General features: G+C 47.0%; 25 protein-coding genes. 4 read left to right on the top strand and 21 right to left on the bottom strand.

The window, feature by feature from the left end; genetic code table 11:
- Positions 1-67: 67 nt before the first annotated feature.
- The 4 genes from QMA39_RS19475 to QMA39_RS19460 form a co-directional block, all read right to left on the bottom strand.
- Positions 68-220: an SE1561 family protein gene (locus QMA39_RS19475; RefSeq protein ID WP_281659577.1), complete on the bottom strand. Its 153-nt coding sequence runs from the start codon at positions 218-220 to the stop codon at positions 68-70.
- Between the two features lie 149 nt (positions 221-369).
- Complete coding sequence (locus QMA39_RS19470; RefSeq protein WP_027956150.1) at positions 370-1,167, bottom strand: YfkD famly protein; 798 nt, start codon at positions 1,165-1,167, stop codon at positions 370-372.
- 57 nt (positions 1,168-1,224) lie between these two features.
- Positions 1,225-1,842, bottom strand: coding sequence for a membrane protein (locus QMA39_RS19465; RefSeq protein ID WP_281659576.1), 618 nt, complete (start codon positions 1,840-1,842; stop codon positions 1,225-1,227).
- Between the two features lie 109 nt (positions 1,843-1,951).
- Entirely contained in the window at positions 1,952-2,341 is a 390-nt protein-coding gene (locus tag QMA39_RS19460) for an OsmC family protein (RefSeq protein WP_027956152.1), read from the bottom strand.
- Positions 2,342-2,488: 147 nt separating this feature from the next.
- Here QMA39_RS19460 and QMA39_RS19455 point away from each other — a divergent pair, with 147 nt between their 5' ends.
- Positions 2,489-3,667 (top strand): MFS transporter, encoded by a 1,179-nt coding sequence (locus tag QMA39_RS19455; RefSeq protein WP_281659575.1) that lies wholly within the window; start codon positions 2,489-2,491, stop codon positions 3,665-3,667.
- A gap of 15 nt (positions 3,668-3,682) precedes the next feature.
- On the opposite strand, the gene QMA39_RS19450 is transcribed toward QMA39_RS19455, so the two are convergent.
- The 6 genes from QMA39_RS19450 to QMA39_RS19425 form a co-directional block, all read right to left on the bottom strand.
- A complete protein-coding gene (locus tag QMA39_RS19450; protein WP_281659574.1) occupies positions 3,683-4,774 on the bottom strand; it encodes a zinc ABC transporter substrate-binding protein in 1,092 nt (363 codons plus the stop codon).
- A 127-nt stretch (positions 4,775-4,901) separates the two neighbouring features.
- Entirely contained in the window at positions 4,902-5,312 is a 411-nt protein-coding gene (locus QMA39_RS19445; protein WP_027956155.1) for a Fur family transcriptional regulator, read from the bottom strand.
- Complete coding sequence (locus QMA39_RS19440) at positions 5,309-6,166, bottom strand: metal ABC transporter permease (RefSeq protein WP_027956156.1); 858 nt, start codon at positions 6,164-6,166, stop codon at positions 5,309-5,311. The genes QMA39_RS19445 and QMA39_RS19440 overlap by 4 nt, the downstream gene beginning before the upstream one ends.
- 14 nt (positions 6,167-6,180) lie before the next feature.
- Complete coding sequence (locus QMA39_RS19435) at positions 6,181-6,945, bottom strand: metal ABC transporter ATP-binding protein (RefSeq protein WP_027956157.1); 765 nt, start codon at positions 6,943-6,945, stop codon at positions 6,181-6,183.
- Positions 6,946-7,098: 153 nt separating this feature from the next.
- On the bottom strand, positions 7,099-7,791 hold the full coding sequence (locus QMA39_RS19430) for an amino acid ABC transporter permease (protein WP_027956158.1): 693 nt from the start codon (positions 7,789-7,791) through the stop codon (positions 7,099-7,101).
- Between the two features lie 10 nt (positions 7,792-7,801).
- Positions 7,802-8,683 carry a transporter substrate-binding domain-containing protein gene (locus tag QMA39_RS19425; RefSeq protein WP_281659573.1) on the bottom strand — a complete coding sequence of 294 codons (882 nt, stop codon included), beginning with the start codon at positions 8,681-8,683 and terminating at the stop codon, positions 7,802-7,804.
- Positions 8,684-8,980: 297 nt separating this feature from the next.
- Between QMA39_RS19425 and QMA39_RS19420 the strand changes: the two genes are divergently transcribed.
- Positions 8,981-10,834: a heavy metal translocating P-type ATPase gene (locus QMA39_RS19420; RefSeq protein WP_281659581.1), complete on the top strand. Its 1,854-nt coding sequence runs from the start codon at positions 8,981-8,983 to the stop codon at positions 10,832-10,834.
- A 213-nt stretch (positions 10,835-11,047) separates the two neighbouring features.
- On the opposite strand, the gene QMA39_RS19415 is transcribed toward QMA39_RS19420, so the two are convergent.
- The 3 genes from QMA39_RS19415 to QMA39_RS19405 are packed head-to-tail and all read right to left on the bottom strand — an operon-like array spanning position 11,048 to position 12,706.
- Complete coding sequence (locus QMA39_RS19415) at positions 11,048-11,878, bottom strand: YihY/virulence factor BrkB family protein (RefSeq protein ID WP_281659572.1); 831 nt, start codon at positions 11,876-11,878, stop codon at positions 11,048-11,050.
- A 21-nt stretch (positions 11,879-11,899) separates the two neighbouring features.
- Positions 11,900-12,226, bottom strand: a complete 327-nt coding sequence (locus QMA39_RS19410; RefSeq protein ID WP_027956162.1) for a hypothetical protein — start codon at positions 12,224-12,226, stop codon at positions 11,900-11,902.
- Between the two features lie 12 nt (positions 12,227-12,238).
- Positions 12,239-12,706 carry a low molecular weight protein-tyrosine-phosphatase gene (locus QMA39_RS19405; protein ID WP_281659571.1) on the bottom strand — a complete coding sequence of 156 codons (468 nt, stop codon included), beginning with the start codon at positions 12,704-12,706 and terminating at the stop codon, positions 12,239-12,241.
- A 218-nt stretch (positions 12,707-12,924) separates the two neighbouring features.
- Here QMA39_RS19405 and QMA39_RS19400 point away from each other — a divergent pair, with 218 nt between their 5' ends.
- Entirely contained in the window at positions 12,925-14,316 is a 1,392-nt protein-coding gene (locus tag QMA39_RS19400; protein WP_281659570.1) for a sodium:alanine symporter family protein, read from the top strand.
- A gap of 69 nt (positions 14,317-14,385) precedes the next feature.
- On the opposite strand, the gene QMA39_RS19395 is transcribed toward QMA39_RS19400, so the two are convergent.
- The 8 genes from QMA39_RS19395 to QMA39_RS19360 form a co-directional block, all read right to left on the bottom strand.
- Positions 14,386-15,051, bottom strand: coding sequence for an SOS response-associated peptidase (locus QMA39_RS19395; RefSeq protein ID WP_281659569.1), 666 nt, complete (start codon positions 15,049-15,051; stop codon positions 14,386-14,388).
- Positions 15,052-15,116: 65 nt separating this feature from the next.
- Positions 15,117-15,776, bottom strand: coding sequence for a TetR/AcrR family transcriptional regulator (locus QMA39_RS19390; RefSeq protein WP_027956166.1), 660 nt, complete (start codon positions 15,774-15,776; stop codon positions 15,117-15,119).
- A gap of 31 nt (positions 15,777-15,807) precedes the next feature.
- Positions 15,808-16,818, bottom strand: a complete 1,011-nt coding sequence (locus QMA39_RS19385; protein WP_281659568.1) for an ABC transporter permease — start codon at positions 16,816-16,818, stop codon at positions 15,808-15,810.
- Positions 16,815-17,540: an ABC transporter ATP-binding protein gene (locus tag QMA39_RS19380; protein WP_027956168.1), complete on the bottom strand. Its 726-nt coding sequence runs from the start codon at positions 17,538-17,540 to the stop codon at positions 16,815-16,817. The genes QMA39_RS19385 and QMA39_RS19380 overlap by 4 nt, the downstream gene beginning before the upstream one ends.
- A gap of 117 nt (positions 17,541-17,657) precedes the next feature.
- Positions 17,658-18,029 (bottom strand): DUF1992 domain-containing protein, encoded by a 372-nt coding sequence (locus QMA39_RS19375; protein WP_281659567.1) that lies wholly within the window; start codon positions 18,027-18,029, stop codon positions 17,658-17,660.
- A 2-nt stretch (positions 18,030-18,031) separates the two neighbouring features.
- Entirely contained in the window at positions 18,032-18,499 is a 468-nt protein-coding gene (locus QMA39_RS19370; protein ID WP_027956170.1) for a nucleoside deaminase, read from the bottom strand.
- A gap of 10 nt (positions 18,500-18,509) precedes the next feature.
- A complete protein-coding gene (locus QMA39_RS19365; protein ID WP_206934170.1) occupies positions 18,510-19,145 on the bottom strand; it encodes an MOSC domain-containing protein in 636 nt (211 codons plus the stop codon).
- Positions 19,135-19,878, bottom strand: a complete 744-nt coding sequence (locus QMA39_RS19360) for a YkgJ family cysteine cluster protein (protein ID WP_206934168.1) — start codon at positions 19,876-19,878, stop codon at positions 19,135-19,137. Before QMA39_RS19360 ends, QMA39_RS19365 begins: the two co-directional genes overlap by 11 nt.
- A 160-nt stretch (positions 19,879-20,038) precedes the next feature.
- Here QMA39_RS19360 and mreBH point away from each other — a divergent pair, with 160 nt between their 5' ends.
- A complete protein-coding gene (mreBH, locus tag QMA39_RS19355; RefSeq protein WP_027956173.1) occupies positions 20,039-21,046 on the top strand; it encodes a rod-share determining protein MreBH in 1,008 nt (335 codons plus the stop codon).
- Positions 21,047-21,185: the final 139 nt, after the last annotated feature.

The raw sequence follows: 21,185 nt of genomic DNA, 5'->3' as shown, positions 1-21,185 counted from the left end.
TCATGATAAAGGATGATAGTGAAAAAATCAACCCTCAGGAAAATAGAGAGTCAATTCTGAAAGCTGCTTATTCGTCCATGCTGCGCTCAAGGGATTCAAGCATAGAGATCAGGCGGTCAATGTCTTCCACTGACGTCTGCTCAGGATCCAGGTTATCTAAGCGTCCCATAAATTCTTCCAGGCGCTGCTTCAAGTTGGAAATTTTCTCCTGCTGCGTCATGTAACGATTCAGCTCCTTTATCTGTTTTACGTACAATCCATCATAGTACAAGTATCTGCCTCTGTCCAGAACCGGTTTCACCCAGCTGTAAAAAAAAGCGCCGTCTGTACGAAAACAAATCTGATGTTCCCGTAAGACGGCGCGTCTTCTCATTTTAACTCGAAGGAAAAGCTGACGTGATCCTGAATAGGGATCCAGGCTCCGATGCCCTGCCGGGTCACGTTTTTAACAGAGAGTGTCTTCTTCGACCCTTTCAACTGGATGTACACATCACCGAAAGCTACTTCTCCTTTTTCATTCACGGCCGGTGCAAACGCATGAAGGACCCCTACTTTGTTCGTTGGGATGCCGTACGTGTTATTCTGCTTTGTTCCTTTACCAATCACGGTGTTAAAGGATAACGGGAGTTTTGTGTTTTTCTGAGCTTCCAGAAGAATCAGCTTCATCATCTGGTCGCTGTGACTGATCCGTGAGGTCAGACCGCCCTTGACTGCTTTTTCTTCTTTTTGAAGATAACTCAGTTTCTCCTGCTTTTCTCCTCCGTGGTTGTTCAGTTCATTTGTATTGATCTCCTGATACTCCCAATTGATATTGGTTTCTTTCGAATCGTAGGAAAGCGGCCACCTTCCAAGGAATATGTCTCCTCTGTACCCGATGGCCAGTGGAGAAGGCTTCAAGGACGTTTCATTCAGCATTTCAATCAACTGTGGATTGGTAATGCGTACCTCGGTATTCTCCATCAGCTCTTTCGTAATTTCCTCCGCTTCCAGCAATTCCTGATCGTCGGTAGAGTTCGGATACGTGTTGTCTTTGGATATGTTTAAGACGTGGTTCGGAATGGAACCTTCTTCTTTTTCATTCTTCTTAGGTTCAGCCGAGGCAGAACCGGCAGCAAACCAAGTAAGAATACAAATAAACAGCAGTAGTCCCAGCCATTTTCTATTCACATCAAGGGCCACCTTTCACTTTTTTTATAGCTTGTGAAAGATGGCCCGTAGTATACATTATTCTGCTGCAATTAGCTTGTTCATCATATAGCTCGCTTTGCTGTCGAAAAACTGGATGCATGGCCCGATCCCGAGAAGAATCACAATGGTACCGATACCAATAGGACCACCAAGCACAAGAGCAAGAACGAGTGCAAAGGACTCGGTCATGGTTTTAGCTTTTGTAATGCTGTAGCCGAAACGCTTCTGGAGCGCGACCATAAACCCGTCAACGGGGTTCAAGGAGAATTTCGGCTGCAGATAAAGAGATACGCCTATGGCAATAATTACAATTCCGAGGATTAACGTGATCAATTTCATGAAGAATGCTTCAAGCACCAGGGTGTCAAACACTTGCAGCATCCAGAAATCGATGAAATTCCCAAGTACTAATATAGTAATGACCGCAGGCAGGTCCGGCTTCTCTTTTGCAATCAGCGCATTGGTTACAATGAGAAATCCACCAATGACCATGACCCACGTTCCAATTGTAAGTCCGATCTGTTCCGTCAGCCCGACATTTACGGCATCCCACGCTCCAGCTCCCAGATTCGATTTAATCGTAAGTGTGACGCCCATTGCAATGACAATCAACCCTGCAAGATAAAAGAATCCTTTAATGACTAATGTTCTCATGGTCTCCCTCACTTCCTTATTTCAAAGTTGCTTTGAACCGAAAACCTGTACATAAGACACAAAAAAAGAGCGTGAATCCGGCTGTCGGACTCATGCTCTTTATATTTTACTAGCTTAACTGGATACACTCAAGCGTTTCTTCCACATTTATACTATTTTCTACTGATTGAACCATCGAGCAGTTGTTCCGGGAAATTTCCAGGTTTTTCAACAGCTTATCCTGATTCAAGTGATACCCTTTGACAACGAAGTGCAGGTGGATCTTTTCGATACGGTTCGCTTCATCGGGATTTCTCGTTACTTCCGCAGATACCTGTATATCTTCGTAATTCATCCGCTGCTTATCGAGAATTTTTCTGAACACACCAAGGCTGCACCCTGCAATCGAAGAGACCATCAATTGAAACGGGCGGAAACCATTGGCTTCATCGCCGGAAATGTCCAACTGCCCATATTCAAAAGAAGTACGGATGCCGTTCTCTCTTAAATGAAACTCCATCAGTTTATTCACTCCTTTCGCTTAACGGCTTTGCGTTCATTATATAATAGATCGTTCTGTAAAAGAAACCACACCGTCTTTCCGCCCCGTCCTTGCCAGTTTGACACCTTTTCCGATACGATAAGCGTGTAGAACAGGAGGATGACTATGGTATCTAATCGCACCAGGTTTTGGATTTTAATCGGTCTTGTCACCATATCAGGCTTTTCCCAAGGCATGCTTCTCCCCCTCATTGCGGTCATCCTTGAGCAGAACGGGATTTCGTCTTCTGTGAACGGGATACATGCAACGGGGCTTTACATAGGAATTTTATTATCGTCCCCTTTTATGGAAAAACCACTCCGCAGGTTCGGCTACAAAGCCATCATACTTTTCGGAGGAGCGCTCGTATTCGTTTCACTCGCGCTCTTTCCTTTCTGGCAGGCGCTCTGGTTCTGGTTTATGCTCCGGGTGGCTGTCGGAATCGGTGACCAGATTCTCCACTTCGGTACCCAGACATGGATCACCGCTTCCTCGGATCCGCAGAACCGAGGGCGCAGCATTGCCTATTATGGTCTGTTTTTCAGTGTTGGATTCACCCTTGGTCCATTAATGACCAACCTGTTGGAATTCGGGATTTTCGTTCCGTTTCTCCTGTCTTCCTTCTTAAGCTTCATAATATGGCTGCTGCTCCTGCGCGTTCGCAGTGAAAAGCCGCCAACCGAGCAGGCCACTGCTTATGGGACAAGTTCATGGAAACGTTTCGGCCGGAGTATCCGTCTGGCATGGCCGGCCTTTTTGCCGCCTCTTGCCTATGGCTTTCTGGAAGCCACCCTGCATGGGATTTTCCCCGTGTACGGCATGCGGATCGGACACGATGTGAACATGTTATCATTTATCATTCCTTCCTTTGCTGCGGCCAGTTTATTTTCGCAGATTCCTCTAGGCATATTAAGTGACCATATTGGGAGAAAGAAAGTGATATTAACAGTCGTGACGGGCGGCATTGCCGCCTTTCTGCTCGCTGCAGCTTTTGAAGGCTCGATTCCTTGGCTTTTTGCCTCCTTCGCCTTAGGCGGGCTTTTTGTGGGCTCTCTCTTTTCCTTGGGGATTTCCTATATGACCGACCTTCTTCCTAAGGAACTCCTTCCCGCCGGAAACATTCTCTGCGGGATGTCTTTCAGTATCGGAAGTATTGTAGGTCCATTTTTGTCAGGATTCGTTCTGGACCTGTGGCCGGACCTTTCATTCTTTTATGTCATCGTATCCCTGTTGGTTGTCGTTCTGACAGCGATATTCTTGTACAAACCTCTTCCGTTAGAGAAAAAACAGGCAGCCCTATCCTAAGGGCTGCCTGTTTTTTTATTCTGCGAGTGCTTTATAAAGCACCTCCAGGTTTTGTTCCATCAAGGAGAAGTAATCTTCTCCATTCTCTACATCCTCTTCCGTCAACACAGCAAGGTTATGGAACTGTAGAGGCTCTGCACCGATTTCATCCTGAATGACTTTTGATACTTTAGGAGTGACATTTTGTTCAAAAATCACGTAACGGAGCTCCTCCTCCTCTGCCAGTTCAATAATTTCTTCCAAGTCTTTCTGGGAAGGTTCATTCGTCGGACTCAGGCCGGAAACCGCAATCTGGTCGATGCCGTAAGCTTCCTCCCAGTAGCCGTAGGCCGCATGAGAAACGATGATCTTGTCTTTCGGCTGTGATTCCACTTGTTTATGAAACTGCTCGTCCAACGCCGTTAACTTTCCTTCTAAGGTCTGGAAGTTTTCTTCATACAGGTCTTCCTTTTCAGGATTCAACTCAATAAGCTGTTCCTTAATACCTTCAGCAAGTTCAATGGATCGAACCGGGTCGAGCCAGACGTGCGGATCATTCTCCCCATGATCATGTCCTTCGTGGCTGTCTTCATGCTCTGCGTGCTCTTCTTCTGTTTCGCCCTCATGACTGTGGTCATGCTCGGCATGCTCTTCTTCTGTTTCGCCCTCATGGTTGTGGTCATGCTCGGCATGTTCTTCCGCTGTCTCACCTTCATGGCTGTCTTCCGCTCCATGATCATGGACACCTTTTTGCAGGTCCATATCGCCGGCCGCTTCCAACACGGTTGTCCCCTCAGGTTTCAAAGCTTCAGAGATTTTCTCGGCATACCCTTCAAGGCCTGCTCCGTTGTAAACGAACAAATCGGCCCCCGCCATATCTACCATTTCTTTTGTTGTAGGTTCGTACGTATGAGCGTCGGACCCTGGCGGAAGGATCGTTTCCACGTCTACCGTGTCTCCCCCGATTTCACTGGTAAAAAATTGAAGCGGGTAAACTGTTGTATACACCTTGAGAGTGTCCCCGCTCTCTTCTCCTTCTTTCCCATCTCCTGAAGTTTCTTCACTTCCACAGGCACTGAGAAGAAAAACTGCTGTTAATAAAAACGATAATATACCAAATTTCTTCATATGATTTCGTCCTCTCCAAATGGTTCTGCCCAAATCTTAGCGTAATCATTACGGTTTGTAAACAGTAACCATTACCTTTTAATCAATAAAGGAAAGGATGCCTGTGAAGACACCCTTTCCCATCTGTTTAATGACACTGCGGACATTTGCCATAAATTTCAAACTTATGGTTTTCAATATCATAGCCTTTCAAATTCTCATGCACGTTTTCCATCGGACAAAAGGCGATGGATTTAGTTTTTCCACAGTCTGTGCAGATGAAATGATGATGGTGGCCGTCCGTATCACAGCTGAGGCGGAAATGCTTTTCGCCCCCCAGTTCTGTCGACTCCAGAATATCAACCTCCGTCAGCATATAAAGGTTCCGATAGATCGTATCATAACTGACGCTCGGGAAATATCCCTGGAATTCCTTAAGGATTTCCTTAGCCGCAATATACTGGTCCTGACCAGAAAAAATCTTCAGCATACGTTCGCGCTGCTTGGTTCGCTTATATCCCTTTTCCTTCAATCTCTGCAATGCTGTTTCCACATTCATGAAGCCTCACCCTTTATCCATTGCTGGTTTCTAACATTTTTATAAATAATAGACATTACCAGAATCAAAATGGCCATGACGACAATCGTTCCACCCGGAGGTACGCTCAGGTGATAGGAGGAGTACAGCCCGACCATGACAGAGACTTCCCCAAACGCGATGGAAAGGCCGATCGTCTGCTTAAAGCTTGTGGCAATCCGGAGTGCGGAAGCCACAGGCAGCGTCATCAGCGCTGATACGAGCAGAATGCCGACGACCTGCATGGCGGAAGCAATCACAAGCGCCACCATGACAATAAATAATAAATGAATCCAACGGCCGTTCACCCCTGATACCGACGCATGTTCCTCATCAAACGATAGAACGAACAATTCCTTATAAAAGAAAATGACTATAAAAATAACAATCACGGTTACCAATAATACCGTCCACATACTGTCGCGGCTTACCGCTGTAACACTTCCGAACAGGTAGCTGAACAAGTCCGTATTAAAACCGTCCGCCAGGGAAATCAAAATGACACCAAGTCCAATCCCTCCGGATAAAATAATAGGGATCGCCAGTTCTTCGTAGTGTTTATATACTTTTCTCAACCGTTCAATCAAAATGGCACCGGCTACAGAAAACGCCATGCCCATATAAACGGGGTTCCAGTCATCAATGGATGACACTCTCTTTTCCAACAGAAGACTGGCCGCAATCCCTGTCAGTGTGATGTGGGACAAGGCGTCAGCAATCAACGATAACCGGCGTACGACGATGAACACTCCAAGGAGAGGAGCGACAATGCCAATCAAAAGACCGGTAATCGCTGCATTCTGTAAAAACTCAAATTGCATAAAACTTTCAAGCACGCTCTTTTTCCTCCTTAGTGACTGTGATTGTGAGTCAGCTGCTGAACGGCGTATCCATAAAGCTGATTCAAATCCTCTTCACTGAATTCCTTGTATTCCTCCGACTGTCCATGGAAATGGACCGTCTTGTTCATGCACACCACATGGGTGGCATGGTCTGTAATCGTACCAATATCATGACTGATCATAAGCAGCGTAATGCCCCGCTCCTTGTTCAATCTGCCGAGCAGGTCATAAAATTCGGTGACATGCTTAGCATCGACTCCGACGGTGGGCTCGTCCAGAATCATCAATGATGGATCACTGACAAGAGCTCTTGCTATGAACACACGCTGCTGCTGACCGCCCGAAAGATCACCGATCCCGGCATGCGCGTATTCTTCCATCTCGACTGTGCGCAGCGCGTCCATCGCTTTCTCTTTATGTTTTTTATTGAAAAATTTAAACGTGCCTATCCTCGATACGAGACCGGTCTTTACGACTTCAAGAACCGTGGCAGGGAATCCGGAATTGAAACTGTTCGCCTTTTGGGAGACAAAACCGATTTCCTGCCAGTCTTTATATTGTTTCAGTGGTCTGCCGAACAACTGGATCGTTCCTTTATCAGGCTTCTCGAGTCCGAGCATCAATTTAATGAGCGTCGACTTCCCTGATCCGTTGGGTCCGACCAGTCCAAGGAACTGACCTGATTTAATCTCAAGATCTACATCCTGAACGACCGTTTCCCTCTCATATTTAAAGGAGACATTGTCCAACTTTACAATGGTTTGTTCACTCATGGTCCATCCCTCTCAAGATAATAATCATTACGATTTAAAATTCTTTTCCTATCATATAGGAGGTTGCCTGAGGAATCAAGAGAGAAGTTCCCCTATTTTTCTTTATGTAAAGCAAAAAACCAGGACAGGGAACCCTGCACTGGTCTTTGAATATTATAAATATCGGTTGTTTCTTCTTTCCAGATAATCCTGCAGTGCTGAGAAAATCATCGTCAGCGGCCAGTAGATCAATGCCGCTGTAATATACATGGTCATGGAATCCACTGTCCGTCCTGCTGCAATCTGTGCTTTATTCAAAATTTCCGGAACGGAGATCATGGCTGCAAGTGAGGTGGCCTTCAACAAATCAAGAAACACATTTCCTAATGGTGGAATGGCAATCCTCGTCGCCTGCGGCATAATAATCCTGCGTATCGTCTGCCAGTACGTAAATCCAAGAGCACGCGCAGATTCCCACTGTCCATTGGAAACGCTGTTCAAGGAAGCCCGGTTGATTTCAGCGATATAGGCAGCGCTGTTGGTTCCGAATCCGATAATGGCAGCCGTCGTTGCCGGCAGTTTCAATCCTACAACCGGCAGGCCGAAATAAAGGACAAATAAATAAACGAGTATAGGCGTTCCTCTCATAAAGGAAATATAAAACCTTGCCGGCCATCGGAGCCAGATACGACTGGACCCACGTGCCAATGCCAGGAAAAAACCAAGAATGAGACCGATGGCCATCCCAATGACTGCTACAAATAAAGTAAGCGGCACACCTTCCAGGATAAAAGGAAGGTTGGACCAGGCCCGCTCTGCATTAAAGAGCTTCTCGACTTGTATTTCGTTTACTTCTATACCAAACATTTAACGACCCTTACAAATCCAGACCTTCGATTTCACGGATGTCCTCTTCCGGTTCCTTCGAAGCATCCTGGCCGCCGAAGAACTCTCCGGACAGTTCTGTTAATGTTCCATCTTCCTTCATTTCAGCCAATACAGCATCGATTTCCTCTTTCATTGTTTCCGCTTCCTTCGGCATCACAATGGCAGAGTTCGTTGGATGGAATTTCAAATCCGGATGAAGCTGAACTTCAATATCTGTTAAAGCCTTCAGGGCAAGAGACTGCAGATAGTAGTCATTAATGATGAAATCTGTGTTCCCATTCTCCACGTCACGGAGATACACATCATTGGTCACATTGCCATATGTTTTCGTTTCCGCACCGAAATGTTCCGCAATTTGGGAGAAGACCGTTGTCGCTCCACCACCATGAGTCTTGCCTTCAAGATCCTCCAATTTTTCAATACCGGACAAATCCGATTCGCGGACGATCATCGTAGAGTAGGAATATTTGTAAGGCTCACTGAACGCAAACTGTTCCTGGCGATCTTTCGTAATTTCCATATCATTGATAACCGCATCGATTCGACCGCTGTTAATCGCAGACAGCAGACCGTCCACGCCATACTCTTCGAATTTCAGTTCAAGGCCGAGGCGGTCGGCGATTTCCCGCATAATTTCCACATCATACCCGGACATTTCATCGGAACCTTCCGGGTAGTAGGAAGCCGGGAAAAGTGTACCGGATGTTCCGACGACGATTTCTCCTTCTTCCTGAATTTCACTCCACTTACTGTCAGAAGCTTCTTCACTTTCATTATTTGAACCACTGTCCCCTGTGTCTTCACTTGATCCACAAGCAGCCACAATAACAGCCAGCAGTAACATGCTCATAAGTATAAAAGCTTTGCGCATCGTTCTTTCCACCCTCCATTTTTATTCGTGTCACCTGTTTAATATAGCAACTTGACACCTGTCAAATCAACTGTGCTGTCCATTTTTATCGGCTGGGAAATTTTTTGTGGACTTTTCCGTTCAATGTGCTATGATAATACCATACTCAGATTATAATAATTATAAAATGATAAAACTTATAATTAATTGTGAATGACTTTCATTTGCAATTATGTAAAAGGAGCTGAGAATCAAGTGAATGAAACCCGATCGTTTCCTTACCCGAAACATTGGAAGGAACTGAAAATTCCAGGATATATGAAAGAGCACGCCGAACTGATTGCCGCTCTTGTCAGTGGTATGCTTCTGCTTTCTGCCTGGATAGGAGAAAACTACTGGTCCCCCCCTGTGTACATCACTTTGTACCTCTCCGCCTTTATTATTGGTGGATTTGCCAAGGCGAAAGAGGGATTAGAAGAAACGCTGGAAGACCGGTCATTGAATGTAGAGCTGCTGATGATCCTGGCCGCTGTTGGATCGGCCTCCATCGGTTACTGGACCGAAGGAGCCATCCTGATTTTCATTTTTTCTTTAAGCGGGGCTATGGAAACCTATACGATGAACAAGAGCCATAAGGAAATCTCATCCCTCATGAACCTGCAGCCTGAGCAGGCGCTGCTTGTTTCAGGTGGCCATCAGCAATGGGTCCCTGTAGAACGATTAACCGTCGGAGATGTCATTCGTGTGAAGCCGGGGGAACGTGTCCCGGCTGACGGAGTAATTACTGAAGGAACATCCAGTTTGGATGAAAGCACGATCACAGGAGAGTCCATACCTGCTTCCAAGGGGATGGATCACGAGGTCTTTGCAGGTACGATGAATATCGATGGGAGCCTGCTTGTAGAAGTGACAAAAGAATCAAAGGAAACCTTATTTCAGAAAATCATTACCATGGTTCAAAACGCACAAAGCGAAAAATCGCCATCCCAGCTGTTTATTGAACGGTTTGAAAGCACGTATGTCAAAGCTGTACTTGGAGCAGTAGCAGTCATGATGGTTCTCCCGCATTTCTTATTTGGATGGACCTGGATGGAAACTTTGTACAGGGCGATGATTCTGCTTGTGGTCGCCTCCCCCTGCGCACTGGTCGCCTCTATTATGCCGGCCACCCTTTCAGCTATTACCAATGGGGCGCGTCAGGGAATATTATTTAAAGGCGGCGTCCACCTTGAACACTTGTCCTCCATCAAAGCTTTCGCCTTTGATAAAACCGGTACCCTGACAAAAGGGCAGCCGGTGGTAACGGATTTCGTCACAACGGACAAAGAGACCGCTGATGATCTGTTATCTGTGGCAGCATCCATTGAGCAACAATCCAACCACCCTCTTGCAAAAGCTGTCGTGACCTTTGCCGATGAGCAGAAGGTTCCATTTGTAAACGTTGAGGATGTAAAAAATCACAGCGGTAACGGCGTAAGCGGCTGGTACAAAGGTGAGGAATGGACGATTGGAAAAGCCGACTTCATTGGACGGGACGACTGCTCCAGTTTTGAAGGCGGGTTGTTTTCCACATTAGCTGCTGAAGGGAAGACCGTCATTTTTGTAAAACGGAACGGACTCGTTGCGGCCCTTCTTGCCTTGAAGGATACGGTAAGAGAGGATACGAAACGGGCGGTACAGACACTGAAGGATCAGGGAATTTATACAATTATGCTGACCGGAGATAATACTGCTACAGCGGAGGCCATTGCTCGTGAAGCAGGGATTGACCAATACATCTCCGAATGTCTGCCTGATCAAAAGCTGGAGGAAATCAAGCGGTTGAAACAGCACTTCCCTCACGTCGCTATGGTCGGAGACGGCATTAATGATGCACCAGCGCTGGCAGAGGCTGATGTAGGAGTTGCTATGGGAGAAGGTACAGATGTCGCCTTAGAGACAGCTGATGTTGTCCTTATGAAAAATGATCTTCCGAAAATCGCCCGTGCCATGGAACTTTCCAAACGCATGAACCGGATCATTAAACAGAACGTCATATTTTCTATCACCGTCATTATGCTGCTCATCATGAGTAACTTTCTCCAGTGGCTGGATCTTCCGCTTGGCGTCATCGGACATGAAGGAAGCACGATTCTCGTCATCCTGAACGGACTCCGTCTCTTAAAAAACTAAAAAATGTGGGTGCGATATACACATCCAGTGCTGTTCCTGAAGGCATCATAACCGAATGCTCCCCTTCTTATCCATAACCCTTTCCTGCCTGATTCATTTTCAAAAGGTAAGAGCTGCGAGTGTTTTTTGCGGCCCTGAAACAAAAGGTTGATAAGACAAATTCAACAGAATACCTGTAAAAAAAACTGTCGGGTGTAATCCCGACAGCTCTTTTCATCCCCATGTATCTTCTGTCCTGCGATGGTAGGCCATCGCATTAATCTCACCACCGAGAATAATGACGATTCCGGAAAGATAAAGCCAGATCATCAGGACGATCACCCCTCCAAGACTTCCATACATCGCTGAGAAGTTTCCCAGATTGCTCACATAAAAGGAGAACAACAGCGATACAAGCTGCCAGCTGATGGTAGCAAAAACGGCTCCTCCTACGATATCCCTGTATTTCAACCGCTTATTTGGAGCTGTTACATAAAGGAAGGAAAGAACGACATAGAAAATGACCGAAGAAATGACCCAGCGCAGTCCATTCCATAAGCCGATAAAGCTTTCGGATAAACCGAAATAAGAAAACAAATGAACTCCGATGGCCTGCCCCGCTACCGGAAGCAGAAAAGCGATCCCGATGACAACGACCATAGCGATGGTCAAGACGATGGCGATCATTCTTGAAACGATAAAGGATCGGCTTTCCTTCACGCTGTGAGCCCTGTTAAAGGCACGCATAATCGCATTGACCCCGTTCGATGCGGCCCAAAGCGTGCCTACCAGCCCAATGGATAACAGGCTTCCGTTCTCATCTGAAAAAAGGGAGGTGACGTTTTCCGTAATGATCTCGAACGTATCGGCAGGAGCATACGCACTTACGAATGTGAGAACGCGCTGTTCATCAATATGTAGATACCCTAGAAGCGTGAGCAGGAATATCATAAATGGAAATAATGATAACAGAAAGAAGTAGGCAAGCTGGGCAGCCATTCCGCCTACATCATCCTCCCCGAACCGGGTGAAAAGTTCCCGGAAGAAATTCTTGATGACTTTCATGATATTCCATCACTCCTGTAATCAGGAAGCGTTGTCGGAATTGTCCGCAGCTCTCAACTGGTCGTTGACCTCCTGATTGATTTCCCCTACTTTATTTAGCATACTCTCTGCCTTGTCTAATAATTCAAGAAGATCTTCGACTCCTTTGTTCAGCTGCTTGGAAAACGACTCATAGCTTACCCGCAGAGAGTGAACAGCTTCTGACGGACTTGCAGCAATCTGACGGCACTTGGAACCGGCGGCTTTCGATTTCCGGCCAACCATTGTGCGTGTATCTTTATCAATCAAGGCAGCTGCAGCACCTGCCGCAGCACCGATCAATATACCTTTCCATAATGTCTGTCCCATACTTCTTCCTCCTCAAAGGTTATGTTCTTTTTTTACAGCCGCCAGCAGTTCAGCACACCCCTGCTGGACAAGCTCATAAACGTAATCAAAATTCCCCGTGTAATAAGGATCGGGCACTTCATCCACATCCAGCTGCGGAAGATAGTCCATCAGTTTGGTTACGGTCACACCATCTTTCTGCCGGATGCTGTAAAGATCCCGGATATTCTTCTCGTCCATGGCCACAAGGTAATCAAACTCATCCCAGTCCGTTTCCTTGACCTGACGAGCGGTCATGCCTTCATAGGAGACATTATTCTTATCTAAAATGTCCTGTGTTCCCTCATGAGGCTGTGACCCCGTATGCCAATGACCGGTCCCGGCAGAATCCACAGTTATCTGACTGCTCAGGTTCTCTTTTTCCACAAGGTTCCTGAAGACCGCTTCAGCCATCGGAGACCTGCAGATGTTGCCGAGACAAACAAATAAAACTCGAATCATGTTGGTTCCTCCATCATAGTATTTCTAACTGTACTAATTCTATAAGGTGACACATAATCCTGCCTGGTGCAACTATTCTTCCATTTCATTCCCTTTACGTCTCTCCTCGAACCGCTTTTCGACACCATTTTATAAAAAGAGGTTGACAGACGCTCAGAATTTTCGGAATATTTTATACATGGAATGTTTTTATTTTTTTATCTTTAAGGGGGATGACAATGGGAGAACAGAGTGCACTTCATAGTTTTTTAAGTGAACTGAGTGGTCTGGTCTGGGGCCCTGTCCTGCTGATTCTGCTGGTAGGTACAGGGGTTTATTTAACTTTACGACTCGGTTTTCTCCAGTTCAGAACACTGCCTTATGCACTGAGGCTGGCGTTTAAACCGGACAGAAAGAAAAAGCCGGGAGAAAAAGGGGATATTTCCCACTATCAGGCTTTAACAACTGCGCTTGCGGCAACCATCGGCACCGGGAACATCGCCGGGGTCGCGACCGCTGTCGTGCTCGGCGGACCTGGAGCCGTTTTCTGGATGTGGATTACGGCAGTCTTCGGGATGGCGACGAAATACGCAGAAGCCGTCCTTGCCGTTAAATATCGCATTGAAGGAAAAGACGGGCAAATGTCCGGCGGGCCGATGTATTACCTGTCACGCGGATTGAAAACGAAGTGGCTGGGACAGCCGCTCGGGATATTATTCGCCCTATTCGGTGCCGTAGCCGCATTCGGAATCGGGAACATGGTACAATCCAACTCCGTCTCTGACGTTGTTGAGGGAACTTTCAACATCTCCCCTTGGGTGACAGGGATTGTGTTGACGCTGCTGGCCGGACTGGTCCTCCTCGGAGGAATTAAAAGCATCGGACGGGTGACAGCCTTCTTCGTTCCGATTATGGCCATCTTCTATGTGATCGGCGCCTTGATCATTCTTATCCTTAATGCTGATTTGATTCTGCCTGCCTTCGGTACCATCTTCTCTGACGCTTTCACAGCGAATGCTGTAGGCGGCGGTATTCTGGGAAGCGTGATTCGTTACGGGGTCGCCCGTGGGGTTTTCTCCAATGAAGCCGGACTCGGTTCCGCTCCGATTGCAGCAGCGGCTGCAAGAACGGACTATGCCGGACGACAGGCCCTCGTGTCGATGACCCAGGTCTTTATTGATACCATTATCGTTTGTACAATGACCGGGCTGACCATCGTCATGGCCGGCCAGTATCAGGGCGGCCTTGACGGCGCTGATCTGACCTCCGCATCCTTTGAGCTTTTCCTAGGTGAATTCGGAGCTTATGTTGTTACCATCGGTTTGATTTTCTTTGCTTTCTCCACGATCGTAGGCTGGTCCTATTACGGAGAAAAATGCTTCGGTTATTTAACGAATCAGCGCTTCATCGGTTTGTATAAAATTGTATTTGTAGCCTTTGTTCTCGTGGGATCCGTTTCTCAGTTGAGCACCGTATGGGTTTTCGCTGATGTAATGAACGGATTAATGGCCTTTCCGAACTTGATCGGCCTGCTCCTTTTATCCGGGGTCGTAGCGGCCGAGACGAACAAGTTCCTGAAAGTAGCCAAACAGGAAAAACAGCAGGAGAAAGAACAACGCCAGGTCGGATAATGCGGTCTGCGTGCAGTCAATCCTTTCTCAACAAATTGAAGCCCGAAGCAGATCCTGCTTCGGGTTATTTTATGTCAGCGGCCGTATGCACGCCTCATCTTCATTTTTGGCTGAATTCACATGTGTACTGACTTCATACATTGATAAATCATCCATCGTAAGCTGATCCAGGAATTCTTTCGCCTGATGTGCCTCCCACTGCACAGGTATGATCCAGTCGTCCTGCTGGTCCTGTGGAAGGATGACCGGCATGCGGTCGTGAACAGGAGCCACGTCCTCATTTGCTTCCTGAGTCAGTATTGTACACGTATATAGAGGTTCACCGCCGCCTTTCCATTGATCCCATAAGCCGGCAAAAGCAAACAATGTCCTGTCTTCCGGTTGAATTCGAAGCGGCTGCTTCCCACTCCCGGTTTTTTTCCATTCATAAAAGCTGTCCGCTGCAATCAAGCATCGCTTCCTGCTCATCAATTTCCGGTAACTCGGCTTCTCATGAGCGGTTTCGCTTCTGGCATTGATCATCTTATAGCCGATTTTCGGGTCTTTCGACCAGGAAGGGACAAGTCCCCACTTCATGAAACCGGCCCGCTTTTCTCTGCCGTCATGAATCACAGCCAGTACCTGCTGCCCGGGGGCGATATTGTATCTTGGCTCATAACCATGAATCGGTTGGGAAATGCCGAACTCTCTAAGGATCTCCGCTTCTTCAGCTAAAAGTGTATACCTTCCACACATCGGGCATCCTCCTTTTTTCCAGTATAAAGAGTTCCCTAATTTCAGGAAAACCATCGGATCCTCTATTATTTTTCTGCAAGCCCATACATGATGAAGGCTATCGTTTGTTCAATCTCCTGATCGTCATCCCACTCCAAATCAGGAGAAAGAATGAATCGTGTAACGAGAAACCCCATCACCGAGGACATAATCATTCGTATGATCGTGCCGTTCGGCCTGTCCATCACCTGCCCCGCCTCCTTCAGGCGGTCAAGCGCTGCTTCAAATTTCGGGTACACGTCTTTAACAAAAACTTCCTGAAACCGTTGCTGAAGTTCTGGATGAAAAGCCATTTCCTGAAGAACAATTCTCAGCAGAGGAGCATTTTCTGCGGCGAAAGCAAACCTGTCCTTTAAAATCGTCCGCAGCAGATTTTCAAATTCCTCCTGCGGTTCATCAAAAACATTTCTGGTGAACCGTGCAGCAAAAAAAGGAACCATGAACTTCGCCATAAACGGGGTGACAATCGAAATCAGCAGTTCTTTTTTCGTTCTATAATGTCTGAAAATGGTTCCTTCAGCAACATTGGCCCGTTGAGCAATTTCACTCGTTGACGATGAAGCATACCCTTTCTCCGCAAAAATTTCGACAGCCGCCTGAAGAATCTGCGCTTGCTTCGGTGTCAGCTTTTTTTCTTCTCCATCCGCCTGCTCCAGTTCTTCCATCATATCCTTAAATTCATTCATTGCCTGTCTCCTTCAATTTTATTCCAACGCTTTACAGCGGCCTGTGTTTTTTCAGAGCGATGATGTTCAGAGCAGTGAAGAGCGCTGTAAACCCAATCAGGATAAAAATCTCCATCTGAAACGATTCCCAGGATGCTCCTCTTAACATAATATCCCTGAGCGTCTCTGCCCCATAAGTCAACGGCATCAGATTTCCAACCACCTGAACCCATTCTGCCAGTCCCTCGGTCGGAAACAAACCGGAGAAAAAGACCTGGGGAACGATAACCAGCGGGATAAACTGAATCATTTGAAATTCGTTACCGGCAAATGCCGATACAAGTGTTCCCAGGCTCAACGCTGTCAAGGCCATCAAAATAGTAACAAGAAGGACGTATAAGAAATTCCCCGCCATAAATACATCCAGCACATAAATCGAATAGGCGGCAATGATAACGGATTGTGCAATCGTAAATAAACCAAATCCCCCTAAATATCCGAAGACGACCTCACTCCGCCGGATAGGTGAGGCCAGCAGACGCTCCAGAGTCCCCTGCGTCCGTTCACGAAGAAAGGAAACTCCACCGACGATGAACACAAAGAAGAAAACAAAAAAACCGATCAATGCAGGTCCGACATAATCAAACAGGCCCAATTCAGAAGAGCCGTTCCAATATTCCCATTCGATCGGAGAGCTCTGCTCTGATAACTGCTTCTGAAGCTTACTCCTGACGGCCCCTGAAGTATTTGGGTCACTGCCTTCAAGTGTCAGGACAGGCACACCATCCTCCAACTGAAGCATACCGTCGATTTCAGCTCTGTCCAGATCCTCTTCTGCTTCCTGTTCTTCCATGACGGTCACCGTCATCCCCTCTGTTTCTATTGATTCAACGACATGATCCGGCACGCCGACAGCGGCAATCTCAACCGCTGCTTCGTCTGTATCCAGAACCAGCCACATCAGGGTTAAGACCAGCAGGGGAGCTGCAATCATCAAAGCGGCACTCCTCTTATCACGCCGGAACTGTCTGAGTATCCGTTTTATAACAGCTGCTGTATTCATGCCCGGATCCCTCCTCCATAATGCAGGAAGACCTCTTCCATGGAGGAAACTTCCAACTTCGATTTCAACCGGAACGGAGTATCCTCCGCCATCATTCTCCCGCCACGCAGCAGGGCAAGACGTCCGCATTTTTCTGCTTCGTCCATCACATGGGTCGTCACGATGATGGTCACACCGTTGTCTCTCAATCTATTCAACTCATTCCAAATGGACTGCCGGAGAACAGGGTCAATGCCGACTGTCGGCTCATCCAAAATGATCAGATCAGGCTCGTGTATGAGAGATGCCGCCAGCGACAGCCTCCTTTTCATCCCCCCGGAGTATGTGTGTACAGGTCGGGAGGCATCCACAGTCAAGTTCACCATATCCAGGACGTGCTCCATTCGCAAACGCCGGTCCTTCCTGCTCATCCCGTACAACGAGGCAAAAAAATCAAGATTCTCCCTCCCTGTTAACTCTGAATAAAGAGCATCCGATTGAGCCATAAATCCAAACTGCTTCATCTGCTTCAGCGCCGGCATTTTCTCCCCATTCAACTTCACTACGCCTTCGGAAGGACGTAGAAGACCGGTCATCAATTTAACCAGCGTCGTTTTTCCGGATCCTGAAGGACCAAGCAAACCATAGATTTCCCCCTTTTCAACGTTCAGATCCACGTCGTGGATCACCTGAAGCTTCCCAAACCAATGTGAAATACTGTTCATTTCCACGGCAGTCTCCATATGTTTCACGCTCCTTTTTTTAAAGAGTGAGTGATTACTCACTTTTATTATACATAATGAAGAAGCTGGATAGATAGAAGAAAAATAAAAAAGCAGCCCTGAAAACAGGCTGCCTGACTATAAACCGAATTTGTTGTCGATTTTCCGTTGATACTGCTGAAATGCAGATGATTCATTCCACTTTCGCTTTTCCATGAGAATGTCGAACCGGATCTGCTTTTCATTGATCTTCTTTTTGTAGTGCGCCGATAACTGAGGGTCTTTGATTTCCGCGAGAATATCCTCAAGCTCACCGATTTCCTTTTTCAGCACCATTTCCTCCGGCAGCATGTTGGCATTCTTTAAGATCCGATAGCTGTTCCTTACTTCCTCCGGAAGGTGAGCGAACTCATCTTTGGGGAGGGGTTTCCCGCGGCCGGGCAGATGGTCGAAATCCCCATCTTTCAATGCCTGTTTGATTTTTTCTTCAACAAGATGTGCATAATCCACCGTCAACGCCCCTGTTCTACTGATTTTTCCGCATAAAGCAGCATCGCATTCATCTCCTGGTCCTCTACCGGCTCGTATTCATAGGTAATCCTCCTCGATTCCTTCGGCTGAGCAATCTGGGCATAGACTTCACCGGAAAGGGAAAGACCCGCCTCTGCCGCTTCTTCCACAGATTGAGAATAGACGACCGTCTGAATACCGGAAAAATAAATGGCAGTCAGACACATCGAACAGGGTTCACCACTGGCATAAAGGACACAATCACTTAAATCGACCGAACCTCTTTGCTGCTGGGCCCGTCTTATTGCCAGCATTTCAGCATGGCCGCTCACATCAGGATGTTTGTGCAGTTCATTTACACCTTCGGCTATAACCTCCCCGGCAGAAACTAGAACAGCTCCAAAGGGATGACCGCCCTCTTCTACATTTTCACAGGCGAGTTCCAGTGCACGTTCGGAAAATGAATTCATACAGTTCCTCCTAAAGACGTTTTTTCAAAGACTCTTTCAACCCTTCTGCAAGAGGTTCAAGATGGATAACCTTTTCTAGAAGCTCTTTGTTATCCCTGTCGTGGTATCGAAGCTGATTCACATCATCCACCGTCACCCCAGCAGGATGAGCTTCAACCAGGCTGAGGTAATCCCCGGCCTGAACGGTTCCTTCTTTTAACACCCTCAAGTAAAAACCGGTAAACCCTTCTTTCATGACCTGGGCAGGGAAATCATCAATTCCATGGGTACGGGCAATGATATAACAAGGCTTACGCGGCTCAGAGATCTGAAGGAGAGCTTCCCCCATCTGGAAAATGTCCCCGATATGAACCTCTTCCTCCGACACGCCTTCCACTGTTATATTTTCACCAAAAGAAGGGAAAGCAAACGACTGACCATAGTGTTCTTCCCAATGCCGGTAATGCTGGGCAGGATAAAGACAGACCGCCTTATCTCTCCCCCCATGATTCTTTTTATCAGCCTGCTCGTCCCCTTCAAAGTTCCAGTACGATAAAAAAGCTGGTGTGGATACCGGCTTTTTGCGATACGCACTCTCCAATTCACCTTTACTCGTCTCATACGTTTCCGGCCGGCCGACATTTAAAGATAAGAGCTTATACTTCATAAAACTCCCCTTCCCTGTACTTTTGGATCCACGCCGGCAGGTAATCATACTGCCAGGCATCCATCGGGTAATCAACAAACACATCCTCACCGTTTTCATAGAGCGCCTGAATCAGTTCATTCATACTGGTGAAATAAAAGGAATACAAGAATTCATAACTGAACGGCTCCTTCGGCATGGCATGATCGGCGCACACCTGGGGATCGCTGTAATTCAAGTACGTACGGCAGGGAATCGGACGTACTTCATAGGCCATACAAAGCTGGGTTTCCGGATCAAGCATCGGACAAGGCAGATTCAAACGCTTGTAGGCCAGCTTCGTATCCGGATCTTCATAATCCATAGCGAGGGCTTTCTGAAGCTTTTTCTCCTGGGCAGGGAAGTAACTCTCCCAATGGTCAAATATCTTCTGTCTGCGCTCAGCAGAAAACTGCTCGATGGAACGGAAAAGCAGCTTCGCTTCCAATTTTGTCAGGACAATTGGAAAATAACAGCAGAAAGCACATCCCATAAAACAATTCGGTTTCATCGAAGCGAAATCCTCCATGCGCTCAATTTCATGGTCCACTTCAGATAAAAGCCGTTCAAATCCTTCCAGAATCACAGCCTCTGTATCTTTTTCACTATCAAGCAGATCATCAACAATCTGGTCAAAAAATCCCGGGTCCACTTCATACGATTGGTTGATACGCTCTGACTTTTTAATAATATCTTCATGTTTCAAAAATCTCATTTTCAAACTCCTCTATCTATCCATAGTCTTATTATACATGTCACAGAGACTTTCCTACTATAAGCAGAGTCCACGAATTTCCTGTTGTTTAACCCCCATAAAACTCCTATGATGTGAGAAGACATATAAGAGAATCTGTCATCTTTGGAGGTACGTCTAAATGTTATCAAATGCTGAAATCGGTATCGACCTCGGTACTGCAAACATACTTATCTATTCCAAGTCTAAAGGAATTCTGCTGAACGAGCCATCTGTCGTTGCTTACAATACTGAAACCAAGAACGTCGTTGCTGTCGGAAAAGAAGCGAAAGAAATGGTAGGAAAGACCCCTCGGAACATTATTCCTGTCCGCCCGCTTCGTGACGGGGTTATTGCCGACTATGACATGACAGCACAAATGTTGAAAGAGCTGTTGAAAAAAGTTTCCAAAAAATCAGGAATATCTATGCGCAAACCTACGGTCGTTATCTGTACACCATCCGGATCCACGTCTGTGGAGCGCCGCGCGATTCACAATGCTGTCAAAAGCTACGGCGCCAAGCACGTACACCTGATCGAAGAGCCGATTGCTGCAGCGATCGGCGCAGACCTGCCCGTAGACGAACCGATCGCAAACGTTGTCGTCGATATCGGCGGTGGAACGAGTGAGGTCGCGATTATTTCCTTCGGCGGCGTCGTTTCCTGCAAATCCATCCGTACAGGTGGAGATGTGATGGATGAGGAAATCATCCAATACGTACGCAAAGCCTACAATGTCCTGATCGGTGAACGAACCGCAGAACAGATTAAAATGGAAATCGGCTATGCCTTGATCGATCATCCGGAAGAAACGATGGAAGTACGCGGCCGCGACATGGTCACAGGGCTGCCGAAAACCATCGAATTGAAATCAACGGAAATCCAGCAGGCTCTGAAGGAATCACTCGATCAGCTTCTGGAAACCATCCGCGCCACCCTGGAAGAATGCCCGCCGGAATTAAGCGGCGACATTGTCGATCACGGTGTCATCCTTACAGGAGGCGGATCGCTACTGAACGGCATGCAGGAATGGCTGTCCAACGAAATTTCCGTCCCTGTACACATGGCTCCGAGCCCGCTCGAATCCGTAGCCATCGGAACCGGCCGCTCCCTCAAAATGATCCAGAAACTACAAAAAGCCAGTAAGTAACCCAGAAATGCGGAAGTGCCCCGATAGTCCCGACAAGCATAAGACAAGCAGCGCAGTGGAGTGATCTTCCTCCACGGAGGTGATTGACTTATGACCTCGAGGGACTGGGCACTGCAGCTGGACATCCCAGAAATGCGGA

The organism is Halobacillus sp. Cin3 (assembly GCF_947311855.1).
In the GTDB taxonomy this organism is placed as follows: Bacteria; Bacillota; Bacilli; order Bacillales; family Halobacillaceae; genus Halobacillus; species Halobacillus kuroshimensis.
The sequence above is the reverse complement of the archived record's forward strand: the minus strand, read 5'-3'. Positions and strand labels throughout refer to the sequence as shown.